The organism is Paenibacillus sp. FSL R7-0189 (genome assembly GCF_037969925.1).
Classification (GTDB): Bacteria; Bacillota; Bacilli; order Paenibacillales; family Paenibacillaceae; genus Paenibacillus_AQ; species Paenibacillus_AQ odorifer.
Genome location: NZ_CP150223.1, coordinates 5,876,896 through 5,901,136, shown reverse-complemented (window position 1 = coordinate 5,901,136; position 24,241 = coordinate 5,876,896). Strand labels below are relative to the sequence as shown.

17 protein-coding genes are annotated in these 24,241 nt (G+C 42.3%); 12 read left to right on the top strand and 5 right to left on the bottom strand.

What is annotated here, in order from left to right; genetic code table 11:
• Positions 1-82 precede the first annotated feature (82 nt).
• From MKY63_RS25830 to MKY63_RS25820, 3 genes are all read left to right on the top strand, one after another.
• A complete protein-coding gene (locus MKY63_RS25830) occupies positions 83-1,042 on the top strand; it encodes an ABC transporter permease subunit (protein ID WP_038574490.1) in 960 nt (319 codons plus the stop codon).
• Positions 1,043-1,055: 13 nt separating this feature from the next.
• Positions 1,056-1,991: a carbohydrate ABC transporter permease gene (locus tag MKY63_RS25825; protein ID WP_081383287.1), complete on the top strand. Its 936-nt coding sequence runs from the start codon at positions 1,056-1,058 to the stop codon at positions 1,989-1,991.
• A gap of 90 nt (positions 1,992-2,081) precedes the next feature.
• Positions 2,082-3,644 (top strand): ABC transporter substrate-binding protein, encoded by a 1,563-nt coding sequence (locus tag MKY63_RS25820; protein WP_339810296.1) that lies wholly within the window; start codon positions 2,082-2,084, stop codon positions 3,642-3,644.
• A 102-nt stretch (positions 3,645-3,746) separates the two neighbouring features.
• Here MKY63_RS25820 and MKY63_RS25815 read toward each other — a convergent pair whose 3' ends face one another.
• The 4 genes from MKY63_RS25815 to MKY63_RS25800 form a co-directional block, all read right to left on the bottom strand.
• Positions 3,747-5,507, bottom strand: coding sequence for an ABC transporter ATP-binding protein (locus MKY63_RS25815; protein WP_036677200.1), 1,761 nt, complete (start codon positions 5,505-5,507; stop codon positions 3,747-3,749).
• Positions 5,507-7,258, bottom strand: coding sequence for an ABC transporter ATP-binding protein (locus MKY63_RS25810; RefSeq protein ID WP_076130605.1), 1,752 nt, complete (start codon positions 7,256-7,258; stop codon positions 5,507-5,509). The genes MKY63_RS25815 and MKY63_RS25810 overlap by 1 nt, the downstream gene beginning before the upstream one ends.
• A 119-nt stretch (positions 7,259-7,377) precedes the next feature.
• Positions 7,378-8,433 (bottom strand): HAMP domain-containing sensor histidine kinase, encoded by a 1,056-nt coding sequence (locus MKY63_RS25805; RefSeq protein WP_081383288.1) that lies wholly within the window; start codon positions 8,431-8,433, stop codon positions 7,378-7,380.
• A complete protein-coding gene (locus MKY63_RS25800; protein ID WP_036677195.1) occupies positions 8,430-9,104 on the bottom strand; it encodes a response regulator transcription factor in 675 nt (224 codons plus the stop codon). Before MKY63_RS25800 ends, MKY63_RS25805 begins: the two co-directional genes overlap by 4 nt.
• A gap of 325 nt (positions 9,105-9,429) precedes the next feature.
• On the opposite strand from MKY63_RS25800, the gene MKY63_RS25795 reads away from it, so the two are divergent.
• Both MKY63_RS25795 and MKY63_RS25790 read left to right on the top strand, forming a co-directional pair.
• Positions 9,430-10,395: an aldo/keto reductase gene (locus MKY63_RS25795; RefSeq protein WP_076302104.1), complete on the top strand. Its 966-nt coding sequence runs from the start codon at positions 9,430-9,432 to the stop codon at positions 10,393-10,395.
• A gap of 36 nt (positions 10,396-10,431) precedes the next feature.
• Entirely contained in the window at positions 10,432-11,283 is an 852-nt protein-coding gene (locus MKY63_RS25790; RefSeq protein WP_339810289.1) for an aldo/keto reductase, read from the top strand.
• 116 nt (positions 11,284-11,399) lie between these two features.
• On the opposite strand, the gene MKY63_RS25785 is transcribed toward MKY63_RS25790, so the two are convergent.
• Positions 11,400-12,896 (bottom strand): glycoside hydrolase family 43 protein, encoded by a 1,497-nt coding sequence (locus tag MKY63_RS25785; RefSeq protein ID WP_339810287.1) that lies wholly within the window; start codon positions 12,894-12,896, stop codon positions 11,400-11,402.
• Between the two features lie 174 nt (positions 12,897-13,070).
• Between MKY63_RS25785 and MKY63_RS25780 the strand changes: the two genes are divergently transcribed.
• From MKY63_RS25780 to MKY63_RS25750, 7 genes are all read left to right on the top strand, one after another.
• Positions 13,071-13,985: an ArsR family transcriptional regulator gene (locus MKY63_RS25780; RefSeq protein WP_339813620.1), complete on the top strand. Its 915-nt coding sequence runs from the start codon at positions 13,071-13,073 to the stop codon at positions 13,983-13,985.
• A gap of 154 nt (positions 13,986-14,139) precedes the next feature.
• Positions 14,140-15,159 (top strand): phosphotransferase, encoded by a 1,020-nt coding sequence (locus tag MKY63_RS25775; protein ID WP_339810285.1) that lies wholly within the window; start codon positions 14,140-14,142, stop codon positions 15,157-15,159.
• A gap of 70 nt (positions 15,160-15,229) precedes the next feature.
• Positions 15,230-16,153 carry an aminoglycoside phosphotransferase family protein gene (locus MKY63_RS25770; RefSeq protein WP_339810283.1) on the top strand — a complete coding sequence of 308 codons (924 nt, stop codon included), beginning with the start codon at positions 15,230-15,232 and terminating at the stop codon, positions 16,151-16,153.
• Positions 16,154-16,380: 227 nt separating this feature from the next.
• Positions 16,381-19,032 carry a discoidin domain-containing protein gene (locus tag MKY63_RS25765; RefSeq protein WP_339810281.1) on the top strand — a complete coding sequence of 884 codons (2,652 nt, stop codon included), beginning with the start codon at positions 16,381-16,383 and terminating at the stop codon, positions 19,030-19,032.
• A 285-nt stretch (positions 19,033-19,317) separates the two neighbouring features.
• Complete coding sequence (gene ppsA / locus MKY63_RS25760; protein ID WP_339810278.1) at positions 19,318-21,933, top strand: phosphoenolpyruvate synthase; 2,616 nt, start codon at positions 19,318-19,320, stop codon at positions 21,931-21,933.
• Positions 21,934-22,024: 91 nt separating this feature from the next.
• A complete protein-coding gene (locus MKY63_RS25755) occupies positions 22,025-22,633 on the top strand; it encodes a TetR/AcrR family transcriptional regulator (RefSeq protein WP_076133162.1) in 609 nt (202 codons plus the stop codon).
• A 173-nt stretch (positions 22,634-22,806) separates the two neighbouring features.
• On the top strand, positions 22,807-24,132 hold the full coding sequence (locus MKY63_RS25750; RefSeq protein ID WP_339810274.1) for an amidohydrolase family protein: 1,326 nt from the start codon (positions 22,807-22,809) through the stop codon (positions 24,130-24,132).
• Positions 24,133-24,241 lie beyond the last annotated feature (109 nt).

The following is a 24,241-nucleotide window of genomic DNA, read 5'->3' as shown; positions in this document are numbered from 1 at the left end:
CTGAACTCCCCATTACCGCCTAAACAACGGTGTGGGGAGTGTGTAAGACAGTGAAAGGAGTGCAACAACTCTATTGAAAGCTATGCCGCTTCCTACAAATAGGAAACCAATACGTACTGTACGTAATTTTTCCATCGTGAAGAATCTTCGTACTTACTGGATGTTCTACGCAATGATGCTGCCGGGAATCGTTCTGCTTGTAATAAATAACTACATCCCTTTGTTCGGGATCGTTATTGCCTTTAAAACAATCAATTACCAGGACGGAATCCTGGGAAGCCCATGGACAGGGATGAAGAATTTCGAATATCTGTTTGCCTCGAAGGATTCGTACATCATCATTCGCAACACATTGCTTTATAATTCGCTGTTTATTGTATTGAACATGGCGCTTCCTCTAGGGTTCGCCTTGATGCTTAACGAGATGAAGAACCGCTTCCTCTCGAAGCTACACCAAACGATCATGTTCCTGCCATACTTCCTGTCGATGATCGTCATCTCGTACTTAGTGTATGGGTTCATGAGCGACGAACGAGGATACTTCAACGGCACGTTGCTGCCGGCGCTTGGTCTTGATTCCGTACGCTGGTACTTCACGAAAGAAGTGTGGCCGATCGTTTTGCCGATCATTAACACGTGGAAGAACATGGGGTACTACACGGTTGTGTATATGGCAGCAATCATTGGTATCGACGAGGAGTACTACGAAGCCGCGACAATTGATGGGGCAAACAAGTGGCAGCAGATCAAGAAAATCACGATTCCCTTGATCATGCCTGTCCTCACGATTATGACTTTGCTGCAGGTTGGCCGGATCTTCAATGCCGACTTTGGCCTATTCTTCCAAGTGCCACGTGAATCGGGGGCATTGTTCCCTGTGACAAACGTTATCGATACCTATGTCTACCGCACCTTCCTGACCGTTGGGGATATCGGACTTTCCTCAGCAGCAGGCCTGTTCCAATCAGTCGTTGGTTTCATCTTGGTTTTTGTATCTAATTGGGTCGTTCGCCGCTTTAACCGCGAGAACGCGCTGTTCTAAGAGAGGAGCCCTTATGACCAATACAATGAGTAAATCCTTATCTGGGTCCAATCCAAAGAATCAGCTGTCGGGATGGGCGTCAACCCTCATCAACATCTTCTTTGTCATCTATTCGGCGCTCTGTATCCTACCGCTTTTGCTGATTCTTTCGGTATCGTTCTCCGATGAGCAGTCCGTTATGACACACGGATATCGATTTATGCCCGAAAATTTCAATCTGGCAGCCTATCGATTCCTAATGAAAGATATCAGTCAAATCGTTCATTCCTATGGAATCTCACTAACCGTCACGGTGATAGGTACGATACTAAGTGTCATCATAATAGCTCTGTATGCGTACCCCATTTCACGGAATAATTTTCCGCAGGCTAAGTATTTTACATTTTTTGTTTTTCTAACGATGCTGATTTCCGGCGGCTTAGTCCCTTGGTACTTGGTATACGTACAGATGCTGGAATTAAAAGATACACTTTGGGCACTGATCATGCCGCTGATCATGTCCGCATTCTGGGTACTGATCATGCGCACTTTCTTTAAGGAGACCGTACCTGAAGCTGTGCTGGAGTCAGCAAAAATAGATGGGGCAGGGGAGCTACGGATATTTATCCGAATTGTATTGCCATTATCTCTGCCGGTTCTGGCAACCGTTGCACTGTTCCAAACACTGACATACTGGAACGACTGGTTCCTAAGCCTAATGTTTATTACAGACAACCACAATATATCCGTGCAGTACTTTCTTTACAAGATGATGGTCAACATCCAGTACTTATCCAGTAACCCGAACGCGATGGCTGAAATTACCCGAGCTGGCGGAATGATCAACTTCCCAAGTGAAACCGTGCGTATGGCGATGGTGGTTGTAGGTGTTGGACCTATCGTATTTGCTTACCCGTTCTTCCAGAAATACTTTATCAGAGGCCTTACAGTAGGCTCCGTTAAAGGCTAAGATTGCCGATCACTTACGTGGGCACGGAAACGGCTAAAACCAGTATATGGTTTAGCATATCATTCTATTTTATGGGGGGATTACTTGAAAATGAAGGATACGAAAAGCAAGGCTTCACTGCTTCTCACACTGATGCTTATTTCAGCATTAGCCACTACGGCTTGCGGCAATTCAAACAACTCGAACAACGCTACACCAGATAATGCCGGAAAAGAAAGCGCCGCACCGAGCTCATCAGCGAACTCAACCACCGATAACACATCCAATGAGCCCTCGAAGCTGGAGCCTTATAAAATAAAGCTGGTCTACGAAGGAGCTCCACAGGCGGACGAGGCTATCGTCGAGGAAGCGCTGAACAAGATCTTGACCGAAAAAATCAACGCGACGGTAGATATCGCACCAATCGATTGGGGAGCGTGGGATGATAAGACTAACCTCATCATCGCTTCTCGAGAGCCCGTAGACATTCTATTTACAGCCTCATGGAACGGGTATGCAAAGAACGTTGCCAAAGGTGCTTACTTAGATCTCGGTCCCTTGCTCGATCAGTATGGCCAGGGCATTAAGGATAGCTTGGATCCAGCTTTTCTCGATGGCTCCAAAATCGGCGGCAAAAATTATGCAGTCCCTACGAATAAAGAATTGGCATCGTCAGGGGGCATTGTGTACCGGAAGGATATCGCTGATGAACTCGGCATTGACATGAGTAAAGTGCAAAAGATCGAAGATTTAGATGCCGTTTATAAGATCGTTAAAGAGAAGAAGCCAACCATGTATCCGCTGTATACAACGGGTGGCACGTTCGCCTCTCACTCCTTTGTGGAATTGGATTTTTTAGGTGATACGACGATACCTGGCGCTATCGATAAGAATGGCACGGAAGCGACAGTCAAACCGGCCGAAGAGTATCCACAATACTTAAATGCATTAAAAGTAACCCGTGATTTCTTCCAGAAGGGGTATCTTAACAAAGATGCGGCCACTTCCCAAACGTCATCCCTTGATGCTTATAAGACGGGCAATGTATTTTCCACTGTAGAGCCTCTTAAGCCAGGCAAAGCAGAAGAAATCGCATCCGCGACAGGACTTGATGGCAAGCTTGCACAAATTACTTTAACAGGTAAAACGGTCGCCACATCGGAGACTACCGGCGCCATGTTAGCCATCTCATCAACGTCTAAGAACCCGGAACGCGCCATGATGCTGATTAACCTGCTTCATACAGATCAAGAAATTATTAATCTGCTTAACTTCGGTATTGAAGGTACACACTTTACACTTAATGGTAATGTTATGACGCAGACGGAGAAGTCAGGACAGTACGCACCGGGCGTCGCTTGGGAGCTGGGAAATCAATTCCTGAACTATGTCTGGAGTTCGGAAGCTCCAGACAAGTGGGAGCAGTTCAAAAAGTTTAACGAAGGCGCTAAATCATCGCGGGCACTGGGCTTCACCTTTGACAGCGAGCCAATCAAATCCGAAGTCGGAGCACTAGCAAACGTTCTAAGAGAATATCAAAAGATGCTTGAGACCGGCTCGGTTGATCTGGACAAAGAATTGCCGAAATTTATCGCCGCCCAAAAATCGGCCGGCCTAGATAAAGTCATTGCTGAAAAGCAAAAACAGCTTGATGAATTCCTAGCCAGTAGATGATATGTGTTCATAGCAAATAAAGGACCTACTCATTGTTCTGGATAAGAACAATGAGTAGGTCCTTTTGACTTTCGCTATATAATTCACAGTGTCAACTAGGCTTTAAGAGGCTTGGTCGAATTGGCTATTATAAAGCTCCGCATAAAAACCATTTTTGGCAAGTAGTTCTTCGTGGCTGCCGCTTTCCAGGATATCGCCTTCCTTCAGAACCAGAATCACATCGGCGTTCTTAATGGTTGAGAGTCTATGCGCAATAACAAAAGAGGTTCTTCCCTCCATGAGCTTATCCATTGCCTGCTGAATCAAGAGCTCTGTTCTTGTATCGACTGAGCTTGTAGCTTCATCGAGGATGAGCATTGGGGCATTTTTGAGCATCGCGCGGGCGATCGTAAGCTGTTGCTTTTGGCCCGTGGATAAATTAACTTTGTCATTTAGTATGGTATTATAACCGGCACTTAAGGTCTGAATGAAATGATGCAAGCCTACCGACTTACAAGCATCTTCAACTTCTTTATCGGTTACACCTGTTTTGTTGTACACTAGATTTTCTCTGATAGTGCCCTCAAAAAGCCAGGTGTCCTGCAAGACCATACAGAATAGATCATGGATGTTTTCTCTTGTTAAGCTGCTGATGGGGGTATCATCAATATATATTTCTCCGCCCTTTAATTCATTAAACCGTATTAGAAGATTTATCAGTGTAGTTTTACCTGCGCCGGTAGGACCGACTATAGCAATTTTTTGCCCAGGCTTAATCTCTGCAGAAAAATCTTTAATCACAAGTTTATCTGAATTTTCATAAGCAAATTGCACATGTTCAAAATCAACTTTGCCCACAGCAGTTTTAAGATGTCTTTCTTTATGACTTTCATTGTCCATTTCGTCAGCATCGAGGAACTCAAAGACACGTTTGCTTGCCGCGGAAGCCGATTGCAGACTTTGTGCGGCTTGAGCAATCTGAGAGAGCGGTTGTGTAAAGTAACGGACATACAGTATAAAGGCTACAATGACCCCAAAGGATATCGTTCCGTTCATAGCAAGTACAGCACCAACTACACAAACGGCCACAAAACCTAGATTGCCTATAAACATCATAATCGGCATCATAAGACCGGAGAGGAACTGCGCTTTAAATGCACTATCTTTAAGATTCATATTCAGGGATTCAAATGTATTGCGCATTTGCGATTCACCATTGTAGGCTTTCACTACAGTATGTCCTGTATATACTTCCTCCACATGGCCATTGATTTTCCCTAAGTATTCTTGCTGACTTTGAAAATACTTTTGGGATTTTTTCATAATTGCCGCTATGAGGCCAAAGCCAATGATAGTTGCAACAACCGCCGTAATAGTCATGATCACATTTGTTTTGAACATCATGATGATGGATCCCGTAAAGAGGGCAAGGGCAGTTACCAGTGTGCCGACGCTTTGGTTTAAAGCTTGCCCGATCGTATCCACATCGTTGGTAACCCGGGACAGGATGTCACCGGTTGTAGAATTATTATAATAAGAGATCGGAAGTTTGTTCATTTTGCGTGAGAGATCGGCTCTTAAGTTTTTGGAGACCTTTTGCGTAACTGCGGACATAATTAATCCTTGTACCAAAGATAACACAGCGCTAAGGATATAGATAAATACAAGGAAAAGGCCGATAGAAGTTACTGCTTCCATATCAATTCCGGTGACGAGGCCGGCCGTGATCAAGTCTGTCATCTCCGAAAGCTTATCCGGTCCAAGCAGAGTCAGAACCGTACCGATTGCTGCACTAATAATAGCTATAAGAACTACAGGGATATATTTTCTGCAATAGTGGAGAAGTTTGCTCCACGTGTTGAGTTGCTCTTTGCTTTTGTTCATTAAGCTAGCTCCTCCTTTGAAAGTTGTGAGTAAGCAATCTCTTGGTAGACATCACAGGTCTGCATCAATTCATCATGTGTTCCCATGCCTGCCATTCGTCCGGCTTCCAGTACAATGATTTTGTCTGCATCTTTGATTGTACCGATCCGTTGGGCAACGATTAGTATCGTTGTACCGCTGGATTTTTTCTTCAATTCACTTCGCAATTTGCGATCCGTCTTATAATCAAGCGCTGAGAAGGAATCGTCGAAGATTAATATTTCAGGACGACGGGCAATGGCTCGGGCAATGGAAAGACGTTGTTTTTGACCGCCAGACAAGTTCGTACCGCCTTGAGAGACATGAGCCTCGTAGCTTCCTTCCATCTTTTCAACAAAATCTGAAGCTTGAGAGGTGTAAATGGCATCAACAACATCAGAGGACAGATCACTGCCATTATCGCCAAAAGCAACATTAGAGCTCACCGTGCCGCCAAACAAAATCGCTTTCTGAGATACATATCCCATTTTATTGCGCAGTGCAGTTTGCTCATATTGGTTAACATTAATTCCATCCACCAACACTTCACCTGCTGTAGCATCATAAAAGCGAGGAATCAGGTTCACGACGGTACTTTTTCCGCATCCGGTTGAACCGATGAAGGCTACAGTTTCTCCTTTTTTCACCGTAAAGCTGATATCTTCAATAACGTATTCTTCTGCATCCGGATATTTAAAGCTGACATTTTTGAATTCGACCTCACCCAACCGATTTGCCTTGGAGGAAGTAAGTGATCCGTTCTCTAAGCTTGGCTTAGTATCCAGCACTTCATTGATTCTTTTAGCGGATACATGGGCACGAGGCATCAGGATAAAAATCATGATCAGCATCATGAATGCCATAACCACCTGCATCGCATAGGATGAGAAGACAATCATATCTGAAAATAAGCCCATCTTCGCCGTACCATTGGCATTTTGAATCAAAATAGCACCAATCCAATATATTGCGAGACTTAAACCGCTCATAATCAGAGAAATACTTGGCATCATCATGGACAGTACATTATTGGCGAATAAATTCGTTCGGGTAAGCTCGCTGTTGGCTACGCTAAATTTATCTTCCTGGTAACTTTCCGCATTATACGCACGAATGACACGAAGGCCGGTAAGATTCTCTCTTGCAACACGATTAAGATTATCAGTCAGTTGCTGCAATTTTTGGAATTTCGGAAGCACTAGCACGATCACTATGCCGACAATAAGAATCAATACCCCAATGGCGACACCGGTAGCAAGCGACCACTGCCAACTCTTGCCTGTAATTTTGAGCATTGCCCAAACGGCAAGGATGGGAGCCTTCACCAGCAGTTGCAGACCGATGACAATCAGCATTTGCACTTGTGTAATGTCATTTGTTGAACGGGTAATTAAACTAGCTGTAGAGAAGTTGTTGATTTCTTCCATAGAGAAAGACTGTACCTTATCAAACAATTTGGAGCGTAATCTTGAAGAGAAGTTGGCGGCAATTTTAGCGGCGATCCCTGCCACTATAATTGATGTGGCTAAGCTGCCGAGGGCACAGAGCAACATCCAGCCTCCGGCTGCAATGATTTCGCTCATTTCACTCCCTGGTATCTGTACAAGACGAGTAATCTCGCTCATATAACCGGGCAATTCCAGATCCAGCCATACCTGTGTGACAATGAATAGGATGCTGATACCGATTAGGGCCCATTCCTTCGGTTTTAAGTACTTAAGTATAGTTACCATACATCTGACTCCTTTATGTGGCGTTGCTTAAATGATAACGAAAGAAGATAAACTGAAAGTTAACTTTTCTGAAAAATAAAAAAAACCTGAAAGAACGATGAGGTTCTCCAGGGCTCGCACTACATTCCAATCGGAATCGTAACTGTAAATGTGGTTCCTTGTAATGGAATGCTTTCGCAAGAAATGGTTCCATGGTGTAGATGAATGATTTTTTTAACAATTGCTAATCCAAGTCCATTGCCTGCAGTCGAGTGGGAAGTATCCTGCTGATAAAATTTATCGAATATCTTGGGAAGAGCCTCAGGATGAATACCGCTTCCGCAGTCATGAACTAGAATCACCAGGTTATCCTCGTTTTTCTTCATCTTAACTTCAATTTCACCATGCTCAGGAGTGAATTTGATCGCGTTATCCAATAAATTTAACCAAACTTGATTTAAAAGCTCTTTATTGCCGGAGAGTTCATAATCCTGAATATTAACATTCAGCTTCAGGTGCTTCTTCTCAAATTTGGCAGCCAGTAAAAGCACAGACTGGCGAATTTGTTCCCCAACATTAAACCGCATTTTGTTTGTCAGAATCTTTTGCGTCTCAACCTGCGTCAGCTCCAGTACATTCGAAGCAAGGGAGGCAAGTCTGGTCGATTCCTCAATGACAATATCTAGATATTCATCACGTTCTTCTTTAGTAAGATCATCATTCTTTAAGACTTCAGCAAACCCTTTAATAGATACAATCGGTGTTTTGAATTCATGGGAAAAATTGTTTACAAAATCAGTTCGCAGAATTTCGATACCCCCAAGCTCTTCAGCCATACGGTTAAAGTTCTCTGATAGAATTTCAAACTCTGGCGGGCTTTTGAGCTGGAGCCGCATGGAGAAGTCACCACTGGCAAGACGCTCTGTGGCCTCTATAAATATCCGGATGGATTTTACCATTTTCCGGCTTGTGATGGCTGATATCGTGGTACCGATAATTGTACAAGCGATTAATACCATTATGGGTAGTACGAATCCATCCTGGGCAAGCTCTTCGTTCAACAAACCAAAAACCTGTGCGAGAAAGAAGAGTAGTCCTGTAATCACAACGGTAATAAGAAAGATGAAAAATATGATAAGAGAAAAATAGATGGGAAGGCTGATTCTGTTGCTGAGCTTGTTACTTATTTTGCTCACTGGCTTCGCACCGCCTTGTATCCAAGACCTCTGACGGAAACCAGTTCAAACTCTGGATAAGCGTCAAACCGTTTCCGCAAACGATTGATATGCACATTAACGGTTGTATCCGTACTTTCACTTTCCATGCCCCATATCTCGTCCATAAGCTGGATGCGCGTGAAAATCCGTTCAGGATAGGACAACAACTTATACAACAAATAGAATTCTTTTTGCGGAAGCGTTTGTTTCTCGTCCTCCCGGGTTACTGTCAATGCGTCATAATCAAGGATCACTTTACCCACTACTAATTTACGGGCACTTGCGATTTGCGAACGGCGAAGCAGCGCTTGGATTCTGAGCAGCATTTCTTCGGTATCAATGGGTTTGGTCATATAATCATCAGTTCCAATCCGGAACCCCTTTTTCTTATCTTCAGGCAGCTGTTTTGCTGTAGCCATAAGAATGGGGACCAAGCTATCGGCATCTCTTACTTCCTTGGCGAATTCATAACCATCCATATTAGGCATCATGATATCCAGAATGATTAGATCAATATGCTGTGAATCAAGGACCTCCAAAGCTTTAACTCCGTCTTCAGCAGTTACAACATCATATCCTTCGCGTTTCAGAACAGCTTCAAGAAGTCTTCTTACATGCTTATCATCTTCAACTACGAGTATGTTAATCATTACTGTTCACTCCAATAGTAGGTTTGTATCCATTATTACCTGTTAGGATTTTGTTTTAAAGGGAGCAGAATCAATATTTATCTAATCTTAAGATTTGGTTTTAAATCCTTGTAGTCGCCATAAAGTAACTCATACATAGGGAGGTTTCAATGAAATGAGAGGAATAGGCAATGATTTAATACTATTATGATATCTGTTTTGTGAAAAACTGTTGCATACTAAAATAGTACCCAAACTAATTTAGCTGGATTAACGTGCTGAAAATAATGCAGACTACGTCGAGCGTTGAACTTTGACTGAACTTCATGCGAAAGGAAGATCACAGATGCAAATGCGTAAATTAGGAAATAGTGGCTTGGAAGTTTCGGCAATAGGGTTTGGCTGTATGGGAATGGATCATGCCTATGGAAAGCCAGCAGATCGTAATGAAATGGTTAAATTAATTCGCAGAGCAGTTGAACTAGGATGTAATTTCTTTGATACTGCTGCTTTTTATGGAGATTCCAATGAGGAATTAGTAGGCGAAGCCCTTGCACCACAAAGAGATCAAGTTGTGATTGCAACTAAATTCGGAATTTTAGGACAAGAAGCTGTAGACGGTCAACCTCAACTTATTTTGAATAGCACACCAGATTCTATTCGTGAACAAATAGAAGGTTCATTAAAAAGGTTGAAGGTCAATTGCATTGATTTATATTATCAGCACCGAGTGGATCCAAATGTCGAACCTGAAGCTGTCGCTGAAACAATGAAAGATTTAATAGCTGAAGGGAAGATTAAAACATGGGGTGTCTCAAATGCACCGATTGATTATATGAAACGAGCAAATGCTGTATGTTCGATTACTGCAACCCAAAATCAGTACTCCATGATGTGGCGTGAACCGGAAAAAGAGTTGTTTGAACTTTGTGAAGAATTAGGAATTGCTTTTATCGCTTACAGTCCATTAGGAAATGGTTTCTTAAGTGGTAAATATACCAAGGAAACCAAATATGATGAAGGTGACTATCGAAGTTTCATGGGAAGATTCAAACCTGATGTGATTGATCATAATCAAGTGTTATTAGATTTAATTACTCAAGTTGCAAAAAGTAAAAATGCAGCACCAGCTCAAGTCGTACTCGCGTGGGAATTAGCACAAAAACCATATATCATTCCAATTCCAGGCACTACAAAATTAAACAGATTAGAAGAAAACCTATATGGAGCTGATCTCAAATTAACAAAGGAAGATGTAGATAGTCTAAATGAAGCTTTGTCTAAAATGGATATTGATAGTTCACACTTTTAAATAGAGCTATATCATCAACTAATAGGAGGATTTTTTATGCAAAAAGTTATTTTGAACAATGGTGTTGAAATGCCGATACTTGGTTTTGGGGTTTTTCAAATTCAAGATGCAGCTGAATGTGAACAAGCTGTTTACGATGCGATCATGTCAGGTTATCGACTGATAGATACCGCAGCCTCATACCTAAACGAAGAAGCGGTGGGAAGAGCCCTCAAACGGAGTGGAGTACCAAGAGAGGATCTATTTATTACTACGAAATTATGGGTTCAAGATACAGGATACGAACGTACAAAGGAAGCATTTGAAAAATCCCTTTCAAGATTGCAACTTGATTATTTGGATTTGTATTTAATTCATCAGCCATTTGGTGATGTGTATGGTTCTTGGCGGGCGCTGGAGGAATTGTACCGTGAAGGAAAAATCAGAGCGATTGGCGTAAGTAACTTCCAGAACGATCGTCTGATTGATTTGATTATTCATAATGAAGTAACTCCTGCAGTTAATCAAGTTGAGACACATCCATTCTGCCAACAAATTGAAAGTGCTGCATTCATGAAAGAAAACAATGTTCAGATTGAATCATGGGGTCCATTTGCTGAAGGTAAAAACAACATGTTCCAGAACGAAGTTTTAGTATCAATAGCTCAAAAATATAATAAATCTGTTGCCCAAGTGGTTTTACGCTGGTTGACGCAAAGAGGAGTTGTTGTGATTCCAAAGTCTGTCCGGAAAGAAAGAATAATTGAAAACTTTAATATCTTTGACTTTGAATTAAACTCAGAGGATATAGAACAAATTGCGCTGTTAGACACAAAAGAGAGCTTGTTCTTTTCACATAGAGATCCTGTAATGGTAAAAGCGTTAAGTACAAGGAAGCTGGATATCTAATTTTTCTTAGGATCTTGTTGGTTTTGATAAAAGAGGGGTTAACCATAATTAAGGGGTTAACCCCTCTTTTATTTATAAGACCCTTAGCCTTGAACAGTTCATTTTAATTTGAAGGTTTAAGAATAAAGGCAGCTAAAGCTTGTGAATATCGCATTATAATCTTGATCTTCTCCAGTGGCGTACAAACCAATAAGCACACCTGTGAATCCTCCGGCTATTTCAGAGGATAGATATTTGGTTTGCGCAGCTCCGAGTAAGATCTCAATACCGTCTACCTGGATATAAAATTGATAATGCGTTGGACTGCTTTTGACAACTAATGAAGCATGGTTGCACTGACCTATATTTTTTGTTTTTTCAATGGATTTGATATCTCCGATATTCAGCCGTTCGATAATCTCATAACCCTCTGGATGTTTACGCAAGGCCAAATCATAATGGTGATTTTCGTCCATGTAAAGTGTAATTCCGGCTTCACCATTCGTAAGGCTGACTTGGCACGAAATAATTGCGTTAAAATCTTTTTGACGAATACCAATAAATGTCGGAGTAGCCGGGATATCTAACGTAACTGCAGTTCCTTTAAGCTTTATTTTATCAGCTTCTAACCGATAATTTTCTGTAACCGGGTGACGCAGGTAACACCAGTCTAAATTCCAATCTGTGTTCTCGAACGTAAAGACTCTTTTCTCCTGCTGAATGACTGTGTCCGCAATACGATCAGTCTCGAAACTTATAAGTGTGGTACCTTCATGACCTGCTGTAAACCATCCATCCTCGCCAAAGGTAATCGGAGTTAGAAAAACCTCGCGCCCCAAATGGTGATAGGTAAGATACTGGCCAGTCTGCCGGAATCCGAGATGTAACAGCCACCAATCCCCCTCATGGTCTTGTACCAAATCTCCATGTCCAACTCCCTGAAGCTCGTAACCGCCTAAATTTCGATTAGTCAATACGGGGTTATGCGGGTAGGCTTCGAATGGGCCAGTAGGAGAATTGCCTCTTGCATAAGTAACCATATGCCCATATTCGGTTCCACCCTCAGCAGCTAGTAGATAGTATTGTCCATTAATTTTGTATAAATGAGGACTCTCCAAATAACGCCCACCGGATCCTTGCCAGATTGAACGGCTTGGCGACAGCTTCTGCCCAGTTACAATTTCAATTTCACATTGGACAATACCATTAACTCCGTAATCGTCTGTCCCATTACTCATGAAATACGTTTTGCCGTCTTCAAAATACAAATCCGGATCAATACCGCCTTGATCTACATTAATCGGATCAGACCATTCGCCGTAAATATTGTCAGTCCAGACATAGAAGTTCTGGCGCAGAGTGTCATTAGTGGTCGTCATGTAGAATCGTCCTTTATTGTACCGCAGGGTGGGGGCGAATACACCACCGGAGCTGTCCACAGTATCCAGTTGAATCTGGTTCTTTCGGGTTAAGCAATGACCGATTTGGGTCCAATTAATTAAATCTTTGCTTTCAAAAATCGGAACACCGGGAAAATACTGAAAGGAACTGCAGACCAAATAATAAGTGTCTTCAACTTTACATGCGCTGGGATCAGGATAAAACCCTTTGATGACCGGGTTATTGTATTTCATTTCTCCACCTCATTAATAAATTCATATAAATATGAATTCAATATATTTAACTACTAAGAAAATTAAACACTATTGCTTATAGGTTTTCAATGAATCGGGGTTGAAGATATACGTTATATTTATTAAATTAATATATATGTAATTTCAATAAGCACAGGTCAGGTGATTATGATGATGATCAAAGCAAACGGCGAAGCAAAATTCATGGCATTATATGAAGCGCTGGCAAGCGAAGTCAGATGGAGGATTATGAGCCTCATTGCAGATAATGAAATGAATGTGAAGGAGATCGCGGCTAAGTTAGAGCTTAGCCCTTCCATAGTTACTATGCATATCCGAAAGCTCGAACAAGCTGGACTTACAGGAAGCCACAGGGTACGCCTAAACGGAGGAACGCACAAAATGTGCTTCCTTAAACAAAAAAGAGTTGAAATCGAACTCCCCACTGCCACTCAAACCCCGAGGATCAGAGAGCAGACCATTTCAGTCGGTCATTATACCTCGTTTGATGTCCATCCTACATGTGGTCTTGGGACACAAGAGAAAGAGATTGGGGTTTGGGACGATCCCCGCTATTTTCTCGATCCCGAACGGGTCAACGCCGGCATTTTGTGGTTTGGGAGAGGTTACGTAGAGTACAAAACGCCTAACTACTTACTTCCCGGTCAAATGCCCGAGGCCATCGAGATTTCAATGGAAATTGCTTCTGAAGCGCCAGGCTTGAGAGATCATTGGCCTTCGGATATTGAGTTCTTTTTTAACGGTGTGAAGCTTGGAACTTGGACCAGTCCGGCAGACTTTGGAAGAGCGGCACGAGGCATATATACTCCGGATTGGTGGCATCGGAATGTAAATCAATACGGGTTATTGAAGACGATCCGCATTGACACTTCGGGCACATTTATTGATGAAGAACGGATGTCGGACATTACTGTCGCAGATATTTTGCTACGGGAACAATTCTGGACGCTTCGGTTCGCAGTTGACGAGAAGGCTGCTAATGTTGGTGGTTTGACACTTTATGGGGCTGGATTCGGTAACCATGACCAAGATATTTTAATTCGTGTGTACCTAGGAACGATGACCTAATGAAGCAGGATATTTCAGTTATAGTTGTTTTCTCCATCCAGTTTATCAGCTGGAACTGGTAAACTATCCATATATTGAAGGAGTTGAGAGGAGAGATATTCTGAATTATAACGAGGTTATTAAAATCGCTGATACACACTTACTTCCATTAGTGATGGAATTGTACGGATTGGAAGGTTATGAAATCAGGCTTATCAATGCACATGAAGGAGGACGGAATATCGCATATAACTGTGATAAAGCTGATTCTGAAGCAAAAATAATCAGAATTGCCTTCTTAAGTGACAGAAGCCGAGAAGATATTCTGGGTGAAGTGGAATATATCAGGTATTTGTACGAGCATGGCGGCAGTGTTTCGAATGTGGTCAACTCCCAGAAGGGGAATCTGCTGGAAACGATAACTCTTAATAATCATACCTTTTTTGTCTGCTTGTTTGTAAAGGCCAAGGGGGGTATGCTCGTGGAAAATAATTATCAGTATCGGGAAGGCGTTCCTATTACTGAATACTATTATAACTGTGGTAAAGTCCTTGGAAAAATGCATCAATTATCGAAGGGTTATACACCTGTCCATTCTCGGTATGATTTTTCTGATAAATACAATGCCGATTATATAGATAAGCTAATACCTGACTCGTTATCTCTGCTGAAGGGGAAGCTCGTAGATCTCCTTACAACCTTAGAAGAGATGGACAGGAATCACGAGTCTTTTGGGATGGTACATTTTGATTACTGCGATGGGAATTATATGATCGATTTTGATACAGGGCAAATAACTGTTTTTGATTTCGATAACTCCTGCTTTTGTTGGTATATGTATGACCTGGCAAATCTCTGGACACTTGGAGTGGGCTGGATACAATTTGAACAAGACACTGATAAACGCAAAAAGTTTATGGATGATTATTTTAAAACAGTCCTTGATGGCTACAGATCCGAGACCAGGATCGAAGATTCGATGTTAGACACATTGCCATTATTTATCCAAGTAACCCTCATGGAAAACATCGTTGATGCATTCGAGGTAATGCGGAACAATGGTGAGGAGCCGGAATGCGATGAAGAGCTGTCATATCGTATAAAATGTCTAGAAGACGATATCCCGTATGTAGGATTTTTCCATGAAATTTACTCATGTGATGAACCCTTTGAGTATGAGGAACGAGATATTTAGGATGAGGGTGTTTTTGATATGCTGCGGATAAATTCATAGTAGACTCAAATAAGCAGGAGTTGGAGTAAAAATGGCTTACGAAAAACCGGAATTGACCATGAGTGAAATTGAAAAAGTACTGTGGAATCATCTTGGACAGGGAGCGGCTGAGATTACACCGTTGTCTGGCGGCAATATAAGCAACGTGTTTTCTTTTATTTTAGAAGGAAAAGACTATGTTGTGAAATTCAGCGATTTGGAACGAGCATATGAGACCGAACAATTTGTATCCAATTTGCTACTCGACCAAGGTATCCCTTTCCCAAAATGTTTAGGGTTAGGGAGGACTAATCAGTTAACCTATTTGATCATGGAGCGAATGGAAGGTCGCAATCTATCCGATTGTACAGCAGAGGAACAAACCCGTCTGATGCCGGAAATTATCGGCATTTTAACAAGAATGGCCGAAACGGATATTGAGGGAACTAACGGTTATGGTTGGATCGGACCTGACGGCAATGGTTCCTATTCATCTTGGAAAGACTTCGTCATTGCCGTAAATGCGGAAGATCAGACGGGGACATTCTGGGAGAATTGGCATGAACTCTTCCGCACGTCTTGCTTGGAAAGAGACGTATACGAAGAAATCTATAGTCGTTTGATGACCTACGTACCCTATAATGAATCTAATAGAAGCTTTATACACGGAGATTTTCAACAGTGGAATATTTTGTCCAACGGAACACGGATAACCGGCATTATTGATGGTAATTGCATGTATGGCGATTCTCTCATAGACCTTGCGATTCTCGACAAGCATATGCCTTGGTGTAATGTCATTAACACGTATCAAAATTATCAAAAGAAAACTAGAATAGTGACCCCGAATTTTGAGGAGCGGCTAATCGGTGCCTATTATTTTAAGGGACTCGATGGACTTCGATTCTATGCTAAGATGGGTTGGACAGATGCTTATCAGGACACACGGCATTTTCTTTTAAACCTAAAAGCGTAATAACTGAACGCTTTACCTTATCCTATACATTTAATAGCCGCATAATTGCGGCTTTTTGTATATAAATATCAAATTTCTAGGAGCAAATTCCCCACTGGGATTATAGCCTAGGCTGACGACCTGTAATAAATGCACCTGAACTTGCCATTAATCCACTATCTATAGCTTTGTCCAACTTGATAAAATGTAAGCGCAATCATTTAATCTATCGATTGGAGGAGTATGGCATGAAAAAGATTGGGGCAGGTTTTATATTCTTACTTGTGATGTGCGCAGTCTTATCCACAACTGCGTTCGCGAAACAGCCTTATTCATCCTATTGGTTTCCGGAGCAATTGCTTCAGTGGAGTCCGGCATCCGACCCGGATGCGGCATTTAACCGGAGCACAGTCCCGCTGCAGGACCGTTTTGTAGCAGATGGAGTCAACGCTCATGCAACCAAAGCGCCAAAAGTCATGGCTTTATCAGCACTTAACCCGGGAACAAGCGGAGTTCCATCGCAGGGTTCAAGCAAATTCGAAGCTAACACATTTACCTATTGGCAATATGTTGACAAGCTGGTCTTTTGGGGTGGTTCCGCGGGCGAAGGGATCATCGTACCTCCAAGCGCTGATACGATCGACGCGGCTCATAAAAATGGCGTGCCGATCATCGGAACGGTGTTCTTCCCACCAACCGTATATGGCGGGAAGTATGAATGGGTCAAGCAGATGCTTCAGCAGAATAGTGACGGCTCCTTTCCTGCTGCTGACAAGTTGATCCAGGTTGCGAGCCATTACGGATTTGACGGCTGGTTTATTAACCAGGAGACTGAGGGCGGAACGCTGGCCGACGCACAGCAAATGAAAGCTTTCCTAAGTTATCTGGAATCACACAAGTCAAATTCTATGCACATCGTATGGTATGATTCCATGACCAATGAGGGCAGTATCAGTTGGCAAAATGCACTTAACGACAAGAATGCGATGTTCCTGCAAGACAATAAAAAGCAAATTACAGACAATATGTTCCTGAACTTTTGGTGGAAGGATCTTAAAAGCTCGGCAGAGAAGGCTAGAAGCTTGGGCAGAAGTCCATATGACTTGTATGCAGGCATCGATGTCGAAGCCAAGGGTTACGATACAAAGGTGAACTGGAATCTGTTGTTTCCGGATAAAGATCCTGCCGTTACTTCCCTTGGTATTTACCGCCCGGATTGGGCTTTTAACAGCGCAGAGAGTATGGAAGATTTCTTCGTACGCGAGAACAAATTCTGGGTGGGTCCAAACGGGAATCCGAGTAACACCTCGAGCGATCAAGCCTGGAAAGGAATCGCTAACGATGTGATCGAATCATCACCAATAAATGAGCTGCCTTTCACCACTAACTTCAACACGGGAAGCGGACAGAAATATTTTGTAAGAGGGAAGCAGGTGCGGGATAAAGGCTGGAACAACCGGAGTCTGCAGGATATTCTTCCCTCCTGGCGCTGGATTGCAGACAGCAAAGGTTCCCCGCTTTCACCAGTGCTCGATTGGTCCGATGCCTATTACGGCGGCAGTTCGCTGAAGGTATCAGGCGTGCTGAACCCTAACAATGCGACACATCTGAAGCTCTACAAGACCGACCTTAAGATCGAAGCAAGCACAAAGCTGTCTATTACGTACAAAACACAAAATAAGCCAAGCCTGAAGGTTGGTCTTGCATTCGCAGATCAGCCCGATCAATATATCTTCCTTAATGTGAAGGATAAGACATCGCCAGACTGGACAACTGAAACATTGAATTTGACCCCATACAAAGGGAAACGGATCGTAGCGTTGTCACTGTATTTTGATTCTAAGAATGCGATTAATAATTACAACATTCAAATTGGCCAGCTCTCCATTCAAAATGCTAATGACCCGATCAAACCACTACCCGCGGTTCGCGATCTTAAGGTCACTCAAACTGATTTTCGCAATGGTATTTATGGAGATGCCAGATTACAGTGGAAACAGCTTGACCAACAGGTCAAGCAATACGAAATCTATCGAGTACTTCCAGATGGCAGTGAGATGTTCATAGGTGCAACACCAAATCATGTGTTTTACGTTCCTGAGATGCGAAGAATAGACAAAGAAACTATCACAGTATTGAAGGTTGTTGCCGTCAATGGAAGATACGAGCAAGGTCAATCCTCTAGCGTGAAGATCAGCTGGCCGGATTATCCAAAGCCGACTGCGGAGTTCAAAACTGATCGAACCCTAGTCGCTCCAGGCGAGAGCGTAAACTTCACCGACCTGTCGACTGAAGTGACAGAAGGATGGTCATGGACCTTCGAAAGCGGAAGCCCCGCGGTCAGCACATCAAAGAACCCAGTTGTGACGTTCGCTCAGGAAGGCGTTTATAGTGTGACGCTGACTGCAACTAACAGCTCGGGCCAAGACACAATTACGAAAAAAGCGCTCATCACAGTGAGCAAGGAAGCTGGCGCAGTGAAAAATCTGGCACTTGGTAAAGCTGCAACAGCCGATCATGCCTGCGGGGAAAAGGAAGGTGCACCTAATGCCGTAGATGGTAAAGTGACGGATAACAGTAAATGGTGCGCAATTGGTAATCTGCCCCATTGGCTTCAGGTAGACCTCGGGGCCGAACATCAACTCAGCACTTTTGTCATCAAGCATGCTGAGAGCGGAGGAGAGTGGTCCGGTTTTAATACCAGTGATTATACGATTCAGGTCAGCAGCGACGGAACGAACTGGACGGATGTCGTCAACGTCCAAGGAAACTCGGCTGCCGAGTCGACTGATTCAATTGCGTTAGTAAAAGCCCGCTATGTAAAATTATTGATTCTCAAACCTACGCAGGGAGCCGATACGGCAGCGCGGATCTATGAGTTTGAAGTGAAGGGATTATAATATACCCTATTACGACATTCTAATATTAAAGCAAATAAACCGTAGCCCACTTGAGGGGCTACGGTTTATTTGCTTTAATACTAATGATAGCTGAAATCAAAAAAAGAACCTGATTTATCTCATCAGATTCTTATATATTGCATGTGAAAAGACACGATGATATAATCAACTAACGCCTGACATCATATAGTTAGGCATAATAATTGCATCTTATATATTTAGTTTATCATGCCGTTAAATTCTTGTCAATTTTTTTCTCAATTTAATAGTTAGGAGCGATAATAAATGCGTTCTTTAGTTCTCGGTTTTCAGGAAGTGGACAATACACAGCTTTTGCTCGTTGGCGGAAAAGGGTTAAATTTAGGGAGATTATCAAAAATAGAAGGAATACAAGTACCAGAAGGATTCTGTATTACAACAGTAGGATATCACCAAGCCCTCGAACAGAACCAAACGTATCATGCTTTGTTGGATCAACTAACTATGCTAAAAGTAGAAGATCGGGATCAAATCGGTGAAATCAGTAGGAAGATTCGGCAAATCATTATGGAAGCAGAAATTCCTTCCGATGTTGTGAAGGCAGTTTCTCACAATCTCACCCAGCTTGGTGATGAACATGCTTATGCAGTGCGTTCTAGTGCCACCGCTGAAGATTTACCACATGCCTCTTTTGCAGGTCAACAAGATACCTATTTAAATATCATCGGCATAGAAGCAATCCTTCAGCATATCAGCAAATGTTGGGCTTCTCTATTTACGGATCGTGCCGTAATCTACCGTATGCAAAATGGATTTGACCACAGTCAAGTTTATTTATCCGTTATCGTTCAAAGGATGGTTTTTCCACAGGCTTCAGGGATTTTATTTACCGCTGATCCGATTACTTCTAACCGGAAACTGCTATCCATCGATGCCAGTTTTGGACTTGGCGAAGCACTGGTCTCTGGCTTAGTATCTGCCGATGGTTATAAAGTACAGCAAGAGAAAATTGTCGATAAGAGAATAGCAACCAAAAAATTGGCTATCTACGGACTAAAAGAAGGCGGAACAGAGACCCGGCAGATCGACCTCGAACAGCAAAAGACTCAAACACTTACTGAACAACAAATTTTACAAATAGCAAGGATAGGCAGACAGATTGAAGCCTATTTTGGTTGCCCACAAGATATCGAATGGTGTTTGGACGAGGATACATTTTATATCGTCCAGAGTCGGCCAATCACGACTTTATTCCCCATCCCTGAAGCGAATGATCAAGAAAACCACGTTTATGTATCTGTTGGTCATCAACAAATGATGACAGATCCCATGAAACCGCTGGGATTGGCTTTTTACCTGTTAACGACTCCTGCACCTATGCGTACAGCTGGCGGAAGATTGTTTGTTGATGTCACATCAAGTCTTGCTTCACCTGGCAGCAGAGAAATGATCATAGAAGCCTTAGGTAAATCTGATCCCCTCATAAAAGACGCACTCATAACCATCGTAGAGCGAGAAGATTTTATAAAATTTTCGGCAGATAATGAAAAAGCTTCTACTCCGAGTAAGAGCAATACAAGCCTGCCACCTAGTGATTCTCAAATACAACTCGAAAATGATCCGACAATCGTTTCTGACCTCATTAAGAGCAACCAAGCATCGATAGAAGAGTTGCAACAAAACATTCAAACCAAATCAGGGGCGGAGTTGTTTGATTTTATTCTGGAAGATATGCAGCAATTAAAGAAGATTCTATTCAACCCACAAAGTATGCGTGTGATTATGGCGGCTATGGATGCTTCAGCATGGATCAACGAAAGAATAAATGAGTGGTTGGGTGAAAAAAACGTAGCGGATACGCTTTCTCAATCTGTACAGGGCAATATAACTTCAGAAATGGGTCTGGCGCTACTCAATCTCGCTGATGTGATTCGGCCTTATCCGGAAGTCATTGATTATTTACAGCAGCTTAAAGATGAAAATTTCTTAAATGAACTGGTTAGCTTTGAGGGTGGGCAGGAAACCCAAGACGCTTTCTATGACTATCTCAGTAAATACGGAATGCGATGTACCGGAGAAATCGATCTTACAAGAACTCGTTGGAGCGAAAAACCAACTACACTTGTCCCCATGATTCTCAGTAATATCAAAAACTTTGAACCTAATGCTGGCCATCGGAAGTTTGAACAAGGTCGACAGGAAGCTTTGAAAAAAGAACTAGAGCTATTAGATCGATTGAAGCAATTACCCGATGGTGAACAAAAGGCGAATGAAACAAAACGAATGATTGATCTCATCCGGAATTTCAGCGGGTTTAGAGAATACCCAAAATACGGCATGGTTAATCGCTACTTCGTTTATAAACAAGCTTTACTGAAAGAAGCAGAACAACTAGTACAAGCGGGAGTTATTCCTGAAAAAGAAGATATATACTATCTCATTTTTGAAGAACTACGCGAAGTCGTAAGCACAAATAAATTGGATTACCAGATCATCAGCAAACGCAAAGAAGAGTACAAATCATTTGAAAAACTAACTCCACCACGTGTTGTTACGTCTGATGGTGAAATCATTGCGGGGAAGTATAAACGAGAAAACCTTCCAGCTGAAGCTATTGTAGGTTTAGCGGTTTCTTCCGGTGTTATAGAGGGACGTGCGCGTGTCATCTTAAACATGGAGGATGCTGATCTGGAAAACGGAGATATATTAGTTACCTTATTTACTGACCCTAGCTGGACTCCATTGTTTGTATCTGTAAAAGGCCTAGTTACTGAAGTTGGTGGACTAATGACCCATGGGGCAGTTATTGCGCGTGAATATGGCTTGCCAGCAGTTGTCGGAGTGGAGAATGCTACCAAATTGATAAAAGACGGGCAACGAATTCGTGTGCATGGAACAGAAGGCTATATCGAGATATTGTAATGACTGAATCACGTATGTGGTTTGACAAATTCAATCTTTTGAATTATTTTTAATAGTGAATTATCAATTCATTATTAAAGGTGATGGCAATATGCAGTCTAAAAAAGATGAAGTTAAACAGGAGATTGAATCCGCCGCTTTAAAGGTATTTTTCCAAAAAGGCTTCTCTGATGCCAAAATGAATGATATTGCCGATGAAATTCAAATTTCTGTTGGAAATATTTATACTTATTTTAAAAATAAAAAAGAATTGTTCTATTCGGTTGTTCCGCCGTCTTTAGTGGACTATTTGAAGAATGTGTTAGTGGAAAATATTCGCATCGATAACCAGACTTTTTTTGATGATGTTAATAATGAGAAAAAATCAGCTATCGTTCAAGAGCAAATAACTATATTAACCCAGTACAGCAGGCAGATTGTCATTATTTTTGAAAAGAATAAAGGGACCGTATATAGCAATGCCAAAAACGAGCTGATCGATCTGATGATCGAAACTAAAAGGCCCTATATTAAGGATCATTATAAAAGATACGAAATCGGAACCGAAGAAAATATGATTCTGCTGAAGATCATCGCGAACAATGTCATCAATATGATTCTGGATTTATTAAAGCACGAGATGAGCGCCGATAGCCGGAAACGGATTTTCGAGGCATTAAGCTTATACTGGCTGCATGGACTAAAAAGCTTAAACGAATAACGTCAATGCGCCGAATTAAGGTGTGGGGTGGAACTGGCGCACAACACTGCAATGAGGGACAACCAAGTGGATATGCACATTTAGCATCTACGAGGGTCCCTATTTTTTTAAATCCAATAATGAATAGTTAATTCATTATTGGATAGTGTAATCATGAAACGGGGGAAGCTACGATGAAGATAGGTTATGCATTTAAGGACTGCAATGTTATTTATGGAGATGCAATAAAAGGCACGGACACCCATATGACTATTTTGATTCATGAAAGCGGATTGATTGAGAAGATCGGGAAAGCAAGCGCTGTAACTGTCCCGACCCATTACCAAACGATCGATTGTTCGGGGGAATATGTGATGCCCGGTCTCATCAATGCGCATGTCCATCTTTTTGCCGATGGGAAGCCGTTTACGCTGTCGGCCAGTGAAGGGCTGCTGAATTTTGCGTTTCATCATATTTTGGATACGAGACTGGGCAGAAACGTGTTGAAGAAACGGATGAAAAAAAATGCCCTAACCGCACTGCATTCCGGAGTAACAACGATGCGTAGTGTAGGTGAATTTTTTTATACTGATGTTCTTTTGAGGGATGAGATTAAGGCAAATCAATTTATTGGACCTAATCTTTTGGTGTCTGGGTATTTCCTGAGCGTAACGGATGGCCACGGTGCACCTTATTTGGCTTTAGTCGGTGATTCACCATGGGAAGGGAGAAGAAATGTAAGAATCAATGTAAAAAACGGAGTAGACCTAATCAAAATATGTGTAACTGGCGGGGTTACCGATGCCAAAAGGGTCGGAGAAGCTGGCCGCTTGCAAATGACGGAAGAAGAGGTGGCTGCGATTTGCGAGGAAGCTCATAAAATTGGGATGCGTGTGGCGGCACATGCAGAAAGTACCGAAGGTGTAAGAGTTGCGTTAAAGGGTGGGGTGGATACTATTGAACACGGCGCGGAGATGGATGAGGAAATGATCAGGCTGTACAAAAATAATCCCAGAGCCTTAAAGGGCTACACCGCTGTGATCCCTACTTTACAAGCAGCTTATCCCAGTGCGAAATTAGATCCGAGCCTGACAAAGTTGAATACAACCGTTAAGGAAAATGCCCGGCTTGTGTATGACTCTATGTTAAAAGGGCTACAGCAGGCTATAGAACATGATATCAAAAATGGTGTGGGAACGGACGCTGCTATGTCCTATGTAACCCACTATGATCTTTGGCGTGAGCTTGATCATTTCATGCGACAAACAAAGCTGAACGCAAGTGAGGTTATTGAACTAGTAACCAAATCAAATGCAGATATTTTGGGAATCGATCACCTGACAGGTTCTATAGATGTGGGCAAATATGCGGATTTAATCATGATGGAGCAAAACCCATTGGAGAACATAAAAGCTTTGTCTGATGTAGCTATGGTTATGGTCAGAGGGAATTTAATACAAACACCATCTGTGACCAGAATTCAAGCAGTGGACGAGCTGCTGGATACGGTTTGGATTTAGGAGTTACTCAGCTATTCCAAAACAAAAGAAAAACCCCCTCTTTACTATGGAGTAACTCCATACCTTATGATACCCTTTGTCAGGACAGATGACCTATGTAAGCCTGCAA

Bases quoted from the DNA above. Each gene is read 5' to 3' on its own strand.
- MKY63_RS25830 (WP_038574490.1), top strand. From the start codon at position 83: ATGCCGCTTCCTACAAATAGGAAACCAATACGTACTGTACGTAATTTT.
- MKY63_RS25810 (WP_076130605.1), bottom strand. From the start codon at position 7,258: ATGGTAACTATACTTAAGTACTTAAAACCGAAGGAATGGGCCCTAATC.
- MKY63_RS25770 (WP_339810283.1), top strand. From the start codon at position 15,230: ATGGCTTACGAAAAACCGGAATTGACCATGAGTGAAATTGAAAAAGTA.
- MKY63_RS25780 (WP_339813620.1), top strand. From the start codon at position 13,071: ATGATCAAAGCAAACGGCGAAGCAAAATTCATGGCATTATATGAAGCG.
- MKY63_RS25815 (WP_036677200.1), bottom strand. From the start codon at position 5,507: ATGAACAAAAGCAAAGAGCAACTCAACACGTGGAGCAAACTTCTCCAC.
- MKY63_RS25800 (WP_036677195.1), bottom strand. From the start codon at position 9,104: ATGATTAACATACTCGTAGTTGAAGATGATAAGCATGTAAGAAGACTT.
- ppsA (WP_339810278.1), top strand. From the start codon at position 19,318: ATGCGTTCTTTAGTTCTCGGTTTTCAGGAAGTGGACAATACACAGCTT.
- MKY63_RS25825 (WP_081383287.1), top strand. From the start codon at position 1,056: ATGACCAATACAATGAGTAAATCCTTATCTGGGTCCAATCCAAAGAAT.
- MKY63_RS25775 (WP_339810285.1), top strand. From the start codon at position 14,140: ATGGAATTGTACGGATTGGAAGGTTATGAAATCAGGCTTATCAATGCA.
- MKY63_RS25820 (WP_339810296.1), top strand. From the start codon at position 2,082: ATGAAGGATACGAAAAGCAAGGCTTCACTGCTTCTCACACTGATGCTT.
- MKY63_RS25790 (WP_339810289.1), top strand. From the start codon at position 10,432: ATGCAAAAAGTTATTTTGAACAATGGTGTTGAAATGCCGATACTTGGT.
- MKY63_RS25750 (WP_339810274.1), top strand. From the start codon at position 22,807: ATGAAGATAGGTTATGCATTTAAGGACTGCAATGTTATTTATGGAGAT.
- MKY63_RS25765 (WP_339810281.1), top strand. From the start codon at position 16,381: ATGAAAAAGATTGGGGCAGGTTTTATATTCTTACTTGTGATGTGCGCA.
- MKY63_RS25795 (WP_076302104.1), top strand. From the start codon at position 9,430: ATGCAAATGCGTAAATTAGGAAATAGTGGCTTGGAAGTTTCGGCAATA.
- MKY63_RS25785 (WP_339810287.1), bottom strand. From the start codon at position 12,896: ATGAAATACAATAACCCGGTCATCAAAGGGTTTTATCCTGATCCCAGC.
- MKY63_RS25755 (WP_076133162.1), top strand. From the start codon at position 22,025: ATGCAGTCTAAAAAAGATGAAGTTAAACAGGAGATTGAATCCGCCGCT.